Source organism: Paenibacillus sp. P13VS, assembly GCF_015143645.1.
Classification (GTDB): Bacteria; Bacillota; Bacilli; order Paenibacillales; family Paenibacillaceae; genus Paenibacillus; species Paenibacillus xylanilyticus_A.
In genome coordinates, this window is sequence record NZ_WYEV01000003.1 from 1054773 (window position 1) to 1067145 (window position 12373).

The 12373-nt window shown below is 48.8% G+C and carries 10 protein-coding genes; 2 read left to right on the forward strand and 8 right to left on the reverse strand.

Features of this window, described 5'->3' with window-relative positions; translation table 11 throughout:
- Positions 1–4: 4 nt before the first annotated feature.
- From mutS to GUA98_RS09545, 8 genes are all read right to left on the reverse strand, one after another.
- The gene (gene mutS / locus GUA98_RS09510) at positions 5–2800 is read right to left on the reverse strand and encodes a DNA mismatch repair protein MutS (RefSeq protein WP_193722809.1); all 2796 of its coding nucleotides are present in this window, start codon (positions 2798–2800) and stop codon (positions 5–7) included.
- Between the two features lie 206 nt (positions 2801–3006).
- On the reverse strand, positions 3007–4257 hold the full coding sequence (locus GUA98_RS09515; protein WP_321573853.1) for a putative amidoligase domain-containing protein: 1251 nt from the start codon (positions 4255–4257) through the stop codon (positions 3007–3009).
- Positions 4258–4366: 109 nt separating this feature from the next.
- Positions 4367–4927 (reverse strand): outer spore coat protein CotE, encoded by a 561-nt coding sequence (locus GUA98_RS09520; RefSeq protein ID WP_193722810.1) that lies wholly within the window; start codon positions 4925–4927, stop codon positions 4367–4369.
- Between the two features lie 75 nt (positions 4928–5002).
- Complete coding sequence (locus tag GUA98_RS09525) at positions 5003–5980, reverse strand: aromatic acid exporter family protein (protein ID WP_193722811.1); 978 nt, start codon at positions 5978–5980, stop codon at positions 5003–5005.
- Positions 5981–6451: 471 nt separating this feature from the next.
- Positions 6452–7243, reverse strand: a complete 792-nt coding sequence (locus GUA98_RS09530; protein WP_415753016.1) for an ABC transporter permease — start codon at positions 7241–7243, stop codon at positions 6452–6454.
- Between the two features lie 41 nt (positions 7244–7284).
- Positions 7285–8079 (reverse strand): ABC transporter ATP-binding protein, encoded by a 795-nt coding sequence (locus GUA98_RS09535; protein WP_193722812.1) that lies wholly within the window; start codon positions 8077–8079, stop codon positions 7285–7287.
- A gap of 28 nt (positions 8080–8107) precedes the next feature.
- Positions 8108–9112, reverse strand: a complete 1005-nt coding sequence (locus GUA98_RS09540) for an ABC transporter substrate-binding protein (RefSeq protein WP_193722813.1) — start codon at positions 9110–9112, stop codon at positions 8108–8110.
- Positions 9113–9261: 149 nt separating this feature from the next.
- Complete coding sequence (locus tag GUA98_RS09545; protein WP_193722814.1) at positions 9262–10776, reverse strand: carboxypeptidase M32; 1515 nt, start codon at positions 10774–10776, stop codon at positions 9262–9264.
- Positions 10777–10997: 221 nt separating this feature from the next.
- Here GUA98_RS09545 and GUA98_RS09550 point away from each other — a divergent pair, with 221 nt between their 5' ends.
- Together GUA98_RS09550 and GUA98_RS09555 are read left to right on the forward strand one after the other, a co-directional pair.
- Positions 10998–11573, forward strand: coding sequence for a beta-class carbonic anhydrase (locus GUA98_RS09550; RefSeq protein ID WP_153979065.1), 576 nt, complete (start codon positions 10998–11000; stop codon positions 11571–11573).
- 175 nt (positions 11574–11748) lie between these two features.
- A complete protein-coding gene (locus tag GUA98_RS09555) occupies positions 11749–12315 on the forward strand; it encodes a PadR family transcriptional regulator (protein WP_095286420.1) in 567 nt (188 codons plus the stop codon).
- The last annotated feature ends 58 nt before the right edge of the window (positions 12316–12373 follow it).

A 12373-nucleotide genomic window follows, 5' to 3' on the forward strand; every position in this document is an offset into this window, starting at 1 on the left:
CATATCAGGATAATTGCTGTGCCTTTAACTTAAGCTCGTTCAGTAATTGCATCGCCTGCAGAGGCGTCATATTCATAACATCAATGTCTTTCATGTTGCGTATAAAATCTCGCGCGGGTTTGTCCACAGCGACCACAGTATCGGGCTTGCTTCCCACGCCCGGCTCATCGTCACCGAATATCGACAGCTGGACCACGTCCTGTGGTTTGGAACCCGATCTGTTCTTATTGCCTCGCTCCTTGGACGACTCACTTTCCACGTATGTCACCGTATCGGATACTGAAACCACAGCTTCCTCTCGTATCACTGGGGCACTTTCGGCATGTTCCAATCCAGGTGTAATATTGTAGTCCGATCCCGGAATACGGCTTCCTTTTCCAGCAAACTCACTGCCGACCGCCACCTGTGCAGCCGCATGTTCGAAGCCGTGCAGTAACCCATTCGCTCGTTCGATGATACTATCCGGCAGACCGGCAAGTCGTGCGCAGTATATACCGTAACTGCTGCTGGCAGCGCCCGGAATCAATTTGCGCAAGAAGTTTACTTTGTCCCCACTTTCTTGTACGGCCATGGAGTAGTTAGCCAGCTTATCCAGACTTTCTTCCAAGTGAGCCAGTTCATGAAAATGCGTCGATACGAGTGCTTTACAGCCTATAATATCGTGCACATACTCAATGACGGATTGGGCAATGGCCATTCCCTCGCTTGTTGAGGTACCCCGGCCCAATTCATCGATGATGATCAGGCTTCTCGGCGTGGCTTTGTCAGTCATTACCTGAATATCCGCCATCTCGACCATAAACGTACTTTGACCGCCAATCAGATCGTCTGCTGCCCCAATTCGTGTGAAGATGCGATCCATGATGGGTACCTCTGCCTGACCTGCAGGTACAAAACAACCGATCTGCGCCATGATTGAGATCAGGGCAACTTGTCGCATATACGTACTTTTCCCGGCCATATTCGGACCAGTAATCAGAAGAATCCGTGCTTCTTCCTTTTTCATTGCCGTGTGGTTGGCGATAAAGGCGCCATCGCGCATCACAGCCTCCACCACAGGATGACGTCCTTGTTCCACCACAAAGTCATAACCATCTGTCAGTGTTGGTCTAACAAAATTCCGCTCAGCACTAATTACCGCGAAGGATTGATACACATCGATCTCTGCAACCTGTTCAGCCAGTTTTTGCAGTCTTGCAATTTCCTGATTCAACCGATCCCTCAGCTCAGCAAACAATCCGTATTCAATATCGACCATTTTGTCCTGTGCTTCGAGAATCAATGTTTCCTTTTCCTTAAGCTCCGGCGTAATGTAACGTTCTGCATTGGCCAACGTCTGTTTTCGCTCATAACGGCCTTCCGGCAAGGAAGACAGATTGGACTTTGTAATTTCGATATAATAGCCAAACACCTTGTTGTAGCCAATTTTCAGGGAGCGGATGCCTGTAGCTTCACGTTCTTTTGCTTCCAATTCAGCGATCCACTGTTTGCCATTCACCGATGCTTCCCTTAGTTCGTCCAGTCGTTCATGGTAACCCTCACGGATTAATCCTCCATCTCTTACGGATACCGGAGGCTCGTCCACAATGGCACGACCGATGGCATCCCTCAAGTCACTACAGTCATCCATCATCTCCGCAATATTCTGCAGCGTGGTCGAAGAAGACTCTGCACAATATTGGCGAAGTCCCGGTATTTTATCCAGCGACAGCTTGAGTGCGTTCAAATCGCGCCCGTTGGCATTCCCGAAGGCAATTCGCCCCACCAGCCGTTCCAGATCGTAAATGTCCTTCAGTTCAGCACGCAAATCCTCACGCAAAATAAACTGATTATATAGCGTGTCCACTGCTTCAAGTCGCTCATTAATTTTCCCTTTTTGCAGCAGGGGTTTATCCACCCACCGCCGCAGCATCCGCGCACCCATGGATGTTTCCGTTCTGTCCAGCAGCCAGAGCAACGAGCCTTTTTTGGAACGCTCGCGAACCGTTTCCACAAGTTCCAGATTACGTCTGGTGAATGGATCCAGAATCATGAAGTGATCCGGCTCGTAAGTCGAGATTTGTGTCAATTGCCCCAGAGAACGTTTCTGCGTTTCACTCAGATAAGAGAACAGTCGCGCAACACAGACTTGACGTTCCGGTTCCAGTCTTGCCCATGCAGCTTCACCGAATTGCTGCCGAACGAGATCTTCCTTGCTTTTGGTCCAGGGCGTGTATACAACAGGTCTACCGATTGGTAATGATTGCGCAGCCACGGTATCAAGAAGAGTCGCATCACCGACTACTTCGGAGGGTTCGTAGATGCCGATCTCGTCCTTCAGCCATTCCTTGGAATATGGCACGGACGTCACGTACAATTCACCCGTTGACAGATCACACGCTGCCAGCGCCAGTGTATTTTGGTTTCCTGTCAGGCAGACCATATAGTTGTTGGATTTGTCGCCAAGAGTCTTGCCTTCCATCACCGTTCCAGGCGTGATAACACGTACAATCTCCCGTCGTACCATGCCTTTTGTTACAGTTGGATCTTCCATCTGCTCACAGATGGCAACCTTGTATCCTTTTTCAATCAGACGCTGTATGTAATTGTCCGCCGAATGATAAGGCACACCGCACATCGGAATTTTCTCTTCCCCACCGCCTGCGCGTGCAGTCAGCGTAATTTCGAGCTCACGTGCTGCATTGACAGCATCATCGAAGAACATCTCATAGAAATCACCTAATCTAAAAAAAAGAAAAGCGTCTTGCGCTTCGGCCTTCACTTGCAAATATTGTTGAATCATTGGCGTATACTGAGCCATGAATATCCTCCATCCGTTCCTATGTTGTCAGGAAGAGTCCCTGCCCTAGAAGGAACAATAAGGCGGTCAGGCACATCTTCGTGCCTCCGCCTCATGTTTCGGCCATCTGCCGCTTCCTTCACAGACCAGTGTCTGCATGTCTTCCATAGCTGTAATCAGATCCAAAATTGACTTGCTTTCTATTATAACAAAAAAACATCTACTCTTCATGAACCTGTACGAATATTCCAGACTTTGCGAATGTCCCGGCTCTCATCCCACGTCTTCCCTTCTCTCAGGTGACGTATGAGCGGAGCAGCATACTTTTCATATCTTGCGTAGTCCTCCAAGCCAACCAGATCGTCCAGAAGCGCTGGAATGGATTCCTTCATTCGTTCCCGGTCTCCTTCATAAAAGGCAGTATGCACTGTTGTGTTCATCAAAGGACGACGAGGAAGACTGGTGTAGGAGGCGGCAATAAGACCTGCAAGAGCGACCACTCCTTTGGCTACGAGTGGAGAGATCAGGAAGCTGGGCAGTGTTCGATATTCGAATCCACCATAGTGCTTCAGTCGAAAATCCCCCAGTGCACCGTACCTTGGACGCCTGCCCGAACCACGCGGGTCCTGCAGAAACGCAAGCGGCAGGGCGAGATAATTGTCAAGCACACGCAGCAAGTCCCCGTTAAGTGTCACTCCGCTGAAATGAACATGTCCCCCGAGCGGCAATCCACGCTGCGGCATTCCCCCAGCCTGCCAAATGAGCGAATGGTCGGTTATGCTGCGGGATGCCAGGTCAAAAGCTCTCAGTAAATGAGTTAGCAGCTCCCGCGGTTCCGAACTCGGGGCAGGACGAAGTTCAGCAACCGGATAGATCCGCCTCCCCCCAATGGTCACGGAATCGCAGCCTACCATTCCCGTGCGTCCGAGAAACCTTGAGGCAGGTATAATTTTGGACTCCGGCATCTGCACGAGTAGAAACTCCGGGTCCATTCCAAGCACGGGCGTTACTTTATTCTGACTTTCCTCATCCAGTTGAGACTGCAGCTGCTTCCAGCCTTCCCGGTACATGACGGATAGATCTGTCATGCCCTTCCACGGACGTGGGTCAATCGAAACAACAGTGCAGCCGTTTTTCCCCGAAGCTTCCAGCCGTACAGCGCCGTGATCGAGTCCAAGGGTATATAAGGTTTTAACCGCAAGCCGCTCGATTCGTTTGAACAGCGTTGACGCCGCTTCCCGGTCCAGTATGCTATCCTGTGCACCGCCCATGCCGCTTGTATCCCGCCGTTTAATCCGAAGCGCGTACAAGCAGCATATCTCTACATCGTAACGTACTCTTAGTCCAGGCTCCCTTTTTTGCCTGTCACGTGAAGCAAGCACTTCAATGCCGGCTCGATCCAATCGTCCTGCCCGTTCTCTCGCCGACATGCGTTCGTAACGTCTAACCGCTTGCTCTGCCTCTTCCATTACATTCATTCGGCCCCTCCTTTCCATCGCCCAAAAAGAAAAAAGAGGGCTTGCGCCCTCTTCACTGCCGCTTGCGGCGCATATAATACCTTAGCTAAGGATACAAGAGACGAAGAAATTACAGTTCCTCGTCAAGCAGGTCCGGATCAAGATCATCATAATCTTCATCCGCACTGCCAAAGTCATAATCCTTGTCTTCGTAGTCTCCGCAACCATCTGTGCATACCTTCACGCATACTTTGGTTTCGGCTACCAGTTCAACAGCGAATTCCCGTTCTACCCGGATAATTACGCTGCCTCCGCCTGCGGATACAGTGGCTTCCACACAGCTTGGTTCCTGCGTTGCATCCGCAGATACCTCTACTGTGGAAGCCCGATGTTTCGGATCCAGGTAAGACAAAGGCACATGTTCTACATACGACACCGTTTCTTTGGCAACATCTGTCTGCGAATTTTTGTCATAGGAATACCAAATGTTGATATCGTAAGTACCAATAACTTCAATTCCGTCCCCCGCTGATACGGCTTCATATTGGTGGTTGATAATCCAAGCCCCCAAAATACTGGTCGGACCATTAGGCGGAGTCACGGTATGTGTTACGGTAGAGAACTTACGACCTTTGCCGCAGATCGCCTTCGTGATGATCTCTCTACATTGATGTTTATGACTCAATGACATCTTTAAACCTCCTCCATACAATCATTCACTACAAGTGTATGCAGGGCATCCGTCTAGGGTGACAACTATTTTCTATTATTCGTTTGTAGATTGGGACCGGTCCGTAATCGGGGACGGCGCTTTGTCCTTTTTCGCAATTTTCAGATACAGCGCGAGTTCCCGGCACAGCTGGAGAATCGCAGAACGAATCTCGAATTCTTCCCTTGTATCTGGCAGCTCCATTCGCCTGAATTCTTCCTGCACATTTGCGAGAAGTTTTTCGGTTCGTCCTGTGTAAGACTCTGTGAGCACATCCTGACTGAGTTGGTCAAACAGCTCCGACACCATTTCGGCGTGTGGCATCTTCTGATAAATTTGAGAAATCAGATGCATCATATGCTGAATGGAGTCCAGCTGCGTTTTTCGCATGTAAAAGTATACGCTCCATTCTTCGTTCGGATGAATGACCTGATTCTCAAGTGAACGCTTGGCTGCTTCAATGCCTCCAAGAACAGCCTTATCCGCTTCGATCAGTTCCTTCCCTGCCCAAACCTCATTCGGATTACGAAGAGTCGCAGCAAACTCCTTGAAGATCACGGAGAATAGTTCGTCAATCCTTTTGCGAATCTGAAGCATCTGCGGGTCCGCTGCTGGCATATATGCCAGATTAACAACCATCGCAGATCCCAGACCAATCAGCAGCAACCCGATTTGCACCAAAATGACTTGAACGTCCATCTCCCCGCCACTGAAGACACGAAAGACCACGACAGACCCCGTCACAATGCCCTCCTTGAATCCGGCCCGAACAATTACCGGAAACGCAATCAGTATGTACACGGCTAGAACCCAATAATGGAAGCCTAGAAAGTGAAAAAGTACACTTGCGAACAAAAGACCTACCACGGAAGCAAAGAATCGCGCCGAAATCGTGCGAATGCTTCTTTTTCTCGTAACATCGACACCCAGAATGGCTAGCAAGCCTGACGATGTTGGCCCGGGCAAGCCGCACCAGTCCGCAATCAGCACAGCCATCAGTGCAGCAATTGCGGTTTTAATTACTCTAAAACCCATTTCTCATTACCTCTCCTCTAAGCTGCTTATATAACCAAGCCAGCTTTTCGTCCCATCCGGAATGAATGCATGTCCTGCTTCATACCTCTAACAAATCTGCGTTAGCCTGGTTATGCAATACGTAGTATTACACACCCTGAGGCAAACCATTTCCCGTTTCACAAAAAAAGAGCTATTGAAAGGATGCATAGACATATGCAGTCTCTTCAATATCAATAAACAGCATCAACCGACATGCCATGCATGCCGGTCACAACATCGCGTCCCGGATGTGGGACGCTGGCAATTTTGATTTCATGCAGGCGGAGGCCATATCAGGCCCTACTCTCCAATCTCCGCATACATGAAGGACTGCACGGAATATTTGTATTAGTATGGTACTTGATTTTTGGTTAGCGGGCAACGTGACACTCCTTGTGAAATTGTATACATAACACGATCTAGCAAGCTCTACTAACCTTTTTCGTGGCACTACCTGCGCCCTGCCAGCAGTTTTCGCTCCACATACACCACAAGCTGATACATCGCAGTAGCTACGGCCGCAATAATTAGCAGGCTCGATAAGACCAGGGTAAAATTGAAGACCTGAAATCCGTAGATAATCAAATACCCGAGCCCCTGTTTGGCAACCAGAAACTCACCCACAATTACACCGACCCAGGCCATGCCCACATTGACTTTCAGTGTAGAAACAATCGCGGGAAACGAAGCCGGCAGGACAACTTTGGTGAAAATCTCGGACCGATCGCCACCGAACGTACGAATGACCTTGATATAATTGCTGTCCACTTCATTGAAACTGTTGTACACCACCAGGGTCGTAATGATCACCGTAATGGACAACGTAGTCATGACAATAGCCGTGAAGCCTGCACCGAACATGACGATGAAGATGGGGCCGAGTGCCACTTTTGGCATGCTGTTGAATACGACCATATAAGGATCAAGCACTTTGGACAAAAAAGGAGACCACCAGATCAGGACCGCAAGCAGCGTTCCGACAAGCGTCCCCAGCAAAAAGCCAACTGCCGTCTCCCCAATGGTGACTGCGACATGGATCCAAAGTTCACCACTGGCGATGTCCTTGCCAATCTGGGCAAAAACTTTGCTTGGATAACTGAACAGCAGCACATCAATCCAGCGCAGTCTGCCCGCCAGCTCCCATAACAAAAACATGCAGACCAGCAGGGAAAGCTGAACCGCAAGTACCTTGCGGCGCCACTCAGCAACCTGCTTCATGTGGCCCCGATGCAGCTTCTGCATCCATTCATCACGGCGCATTTCCTGCTTCTCTCTCGTCTGATTCACCCGTTCTTCTCACCTCCTCCGGTCTGTTCCAGTTCGCTCCATAACGCCTGAAAAAGCTCATTAAAACCTTCCTGTTCCCTTGCGTAGAAGGGCTGGGATTTCCGAATGGCTTCAGGAATGATAAACTCTTTCCGAATTCGTCCAGGATTGCGATCCAGCACAATGACGCGGTCACTCACGGCAATCGCTTCAGACAGGTCATGTGTGACCAGCACCGAGGTTTTTCCCGTTTCCTTGAGCGTATCTGACACCAGATCCTCCAGCTGCAGCTTGGTCTGATAGTCCAGCGCAGAGAACGGCTCATCCAGAAGCAGCAAGGATGGATCAGTTGCTAGCGTCCGCACGAGCGCGACACGCTGCCTCATGCCCCCGGATAGTTCGGAAGGATATAAATTCTCAGTTCCACCGAGGCCCATCTCTGCAAGCAGCTCGCTTGTTCGTTTACGACTCCGTTCATCCAGCCTGCCCGTCAATTCAAGTCCGATCAGTGCATTGTCCAAAATGGTACGCCATGGAAACAGATAGTCCTGCTGCAGCATGTAGCCAATCTGGGCAGAAGGACCTTCAACCAGTTTCCCTTTTACTTTCACCTCTCCCGCGGTCGGCGTGAGCAGCCCGGCGATAATGGACAACAATGTCGTTTTGCCACACCCGCTCGGACCAACGAGACTGACAAATTCCCCTTGGTTAACCTGAAGGCTCAGGTCTTCGATGACCAATGAGGCTTCACGCTCATTGACATACACTTGCGAAATTCCTTCCAGTTTAATCACCGTATCGGATTCAGGCATGGCGATCACTTCCTTTCCTGAAAGCCTGTTACTTCACAGATGCTGCTTGTTCCGCATAGGTGTTATCGACAATCGCTTTGGAATCCACCCGTTGTTCGAGTTCTCCAGCCGCACTCATGACGTCCAGCAGATTGTTCCATTCTTCATCGTCAATGATCGGATCGGTTGCATACGTCCCCTGTTCCTTATAGCGATGAATACTACTTACGAGAATGGATTGATCGATGTCTTTAAAGTAAGGGAGGATGACCTCGGCAATCTCTTCAGCCGAATGGGAATCTACCCAGACCTGCGCTTTGTGCAGCCCGTTCGTAAATTTCTGGACCATTTCCTTGTTGTCGTTGATGTAGCTTTGTTTCGTCATGAACACCGTATAAGGCAAATGTCCGCTCTCCGTTCCAAACGATGCAACGACCTTTCCGCGGCCTTCCTGTTCAAAGATGGACGCCTGTGGTTCAAACAGCTGTACATAATCTCCTGTACCCGACGCAAATGCAGAAGCAATGTTGGCAAAATCGACATTTTGGATCAATTCCAGATCCTTCTGCGGATCAATGCCGTGTTTGTTCAACGTGAATTCTCCAGCCATTTGCGGCATCCCGCCTTTGCGTTGTCCGAGGAAAACGCTTTGGTTAAGCTGATCCCAGTCAAAGCTTCCTTTTGCGTTCCGTGCAAACAAAAATGTTCCGTCTGTCTGGGTTAGCTGGGCAAAGTTAATGACCGGATCTTCCGCTCCCTGCTGATAGACGTAGATGGATGTCTCTGCTCCGACCAGGGCGATATCCACGGAGCCCGCGAGCAAGGCAGCCATCGTTTTGTCACCACCAGCCGTTGTCTGGATCTCAACCTCCAGCCCCTCTTCTTCAAAAAAGCCTTGGGCTACGGCTACATATTCCGGTGCGTAAAATACCGAACGCGTCACCTCGCCAATCGTAATTTTCGCTTCGTTTTTCTCTTGGTTGCAGCTCGTGAGCGCGACAATGATAATCAGCAATATAACGATGGCACGAATGAACCAGGGTGTGTATTTCATGCTGTTTCCCTCCTTCGCTGGTTTCAGCAGTTTCTCTCTACTATGAATATGCCGCTGCCCATCAAAAGGTTAAGAACTTGCACACCAAAAAAGAGCCGGGCATATGCCCGGCTCTCTCTAGTACCTGCTTCGTAATATAAGATTTACAACTACAGTTTGTAAATCTCGGTATATTTGGCTTCCAGATAATCAGCCAGATAATCCGGGTTCAGCTCCTCACCTGTCACAGCGAGAATCAATTCGGAAGGTGTACGGCTCTTGCCGTAACGATAAATCTTGTCCGTTAACCATTCCTTGATCGGTATCAGATTGCCTTCTGCAATATAAGCGTCAAACTCCGGCAGTTCCTGGCGCAGCGTATGTAGAATCTGAGCGGCATACATATTGCCGAGTGAATACGATGCAAAATAACCAAAATCGCCACCGGACCAGTGAACATCCTGAAGCACGCCTACACCATCGTTTGGAGGAACAATCCCGAGATATTCTTTGTACTTGGCGTTCCAGGTTTCCGGCAAATCCTTGACTTCCAGTCCCTCATTGAACAGCATTTTCTCAATCTCATAACGAATGATAATGTGCAGATTATACGTCAGCTCGTCTGCTTCAATTCGGATCAGCGAACTTTCGACGCGGTTGATCGCACGGTAGAAATCTTCCAGAGCCACTTCGCTCAATTGCGGAAAATGCTGCTGCAAGTCTTGATAATAGCGAGTCCAGAACGGACGACTGCGGCCAATCATATTTTCCCAGAGGCGGGACTGGGATTCATGAATACCCATTGATGTTCCTTCAGCCAGAAGGGTACCTGCCAGACTTTCGTCAATATTTTGCTCATATAGAGCATGTCCACCTTCGTGCAAAGAACTGAATACCGCGCTCGTCACATCATCCTGCAAATAATTCGTCGTGATTCGCACATCTCCCGGATTAAGTCCTGTCGCAAACGGATGAACACTCTCATCCAGTCTTCCGGCATCAAAGTCATAACCCATCTGTCCCAAAATGAACAAACTGAATTTTTCCTGTTGCTCCGTATCAAACAGCTGGTTTAAGAACTCCGTATTCGGCTTGTTTTCGGAAGCATTGATCTTTTCCTGCAGCGGCACCAAGCGTGCTTTCAACCGGGCAAATACCGCATCTACCTTCTCTACGGTCAGATCCGGCTCGTACATATCAAGCAGCGTATCATAGCGTGTGTCTTTCACACCCCAGTAGTCGATGAACTCCTGTTTGAGTTTCACGATCTCTGTCAAATACGGGGAAAAGCCTTCAAAATCGCTATTATGCTTGGCATCTTCCCATGCCGTTTCCGATTTGGCCGTGAGCACCGTATATGCTTGAACCTTCTCAGGCGGGACGGATTGGCTCCGATCATATTCCTTTTTGCATTCCAATACCAGGCGGCGATTTATATCATCCAGTTGATTCAACACCTCTGGTTTGGTCAACGTGTCCAAATAGGTTTTCATCTCATCCGAAGTTTGAAGCTTGAACGCTTCGGTAGATAACATGCCGATCGTTTCCGAACGAGTCGGAACGCCTTTCTTCGGCGCACCCGTGCGCAGATCCCAATGAAGCAAACCAATGGCTTCGTGATAACTTTTGATTTTGCTGGCCAAATTAAGGAATGATTCTAGTTGGTTCAGGGTTTGTTCTTCCATTGTTATCGTTCACCTCTCCAAAAAAAGTTTAGACTCCCTATTGATGATACTTTTTGCAATGCGTATAATCAACTTTTAACAGAGGTAAAGGGCATGATTCTTATTTATAAGATATCATGCCCTTTGCTGAGCGTGGTATAATTGAGAGCAGGGCGTAGGACAAGCTGCATACCGATGCAAGCTGTCGTGCTCATCGTATTGGATAACAGGAGGCAATGGACATGAACAACATTCAAGAGATTTTGGCGTACAACAAATCATTTGTCGAGACAAAAGAATACGAAAAGTATACGGCCGGAAAGTTTCCAACCAAAAAAATGGCAATTATCACATGCATGGACACCCGTCTGGTAGAACTGCTGCCTAAAGCGATGAACCTGAAGAACGGTGAGGTTAAAATCCTTAAAACGGCGGGTGCCATTATCTCTCAACCTTTCGGTTCTGTTATGCGAAGCGTGCTTGTAGCTATTTATGAACTCGGGGCAGACGAAGTTGTTGTTGTCGGTCACACCGAGTGCGGTATGGCATCCTTGCAAGCAGACACCATGATTGGCCACATGGTTGACCGCGGTGTATCCAAAGAAGTCATAAATGCTCTAGACAACTCCGGAATCAATTTGCAAAATTGGCTTCGAGGGTTTAACAGTGTTGATGAAGGGGTAAAACACACTGTAGGAGTCATCAAAAATCATCCCCTGTTTCCACAGGGAGTACCCGTTCACGGCATGATTATTGATTCCTCTACAGGCCAGCTTGAGCTTGTAGTTGAAGGGTACGAGCAACAGGCATCTCTCTAAATGGTTTTGGGTGCGGACCTCAGGGTCCGCACTCTTTTTTTGTCTAAATTGAGGCAGTTATGCTGTCAGGTTGTCAAACCATACAGTTTCAGTGTACACTTTTTATGAAAGCGGTCATTGATGGCAATATCCATTGTTTTCACTGGCCCAGCCCTAATATTAAGGAGACATGTGCATGAACATACTTTCCTACGGATTGCTCGGGCTGCTTACCCGCGAGGAGTCGTCTGGTTACGATCTGATGCTGAAGATTCAGCCTCATTGGCAAGCCAAACACAGTCAGATCTATCCACTCCTGTCCAAGATGGAAAATGATGAACTATTATCTTCCCGCTGGGTGCAACAGTCTGACAAACCGGACAAAAAAATGTATGCAGTCACGGAAAAAGGTATCGAGAAACTGCTCGGCTGGATGATTACTCCTGTTACCGCTCCGGTAACACGTGACGAGTTCAATTTGCGTATTTTATGTGTCGGCATAGCCGAAGATGGAAGCATGAGACGTATTCTGAATGAGCGCAAAAACTGGTTTATGGAGCGCATCCGATATTTCGAGGATCTGAAGTCCCGCATCCCTCAGGATAACCTCCGCGTAGGCAGCCGGGAATTCGGGAGCTACATTCTGGTTCAAAAGGGATTAATGAATGCCCAGACCGGCCTGGAATGGTGCAACTGGGTGACCCAGCTGTTGGATGGTCAGGCAGCCATTCAGGACCCTTGTCCGATTATTTCGGAAAATTAATAAAAATTTGAAACGTTCCTGCTTTTAGACCGTATTACATGAGTAAGGCCCATTTTTA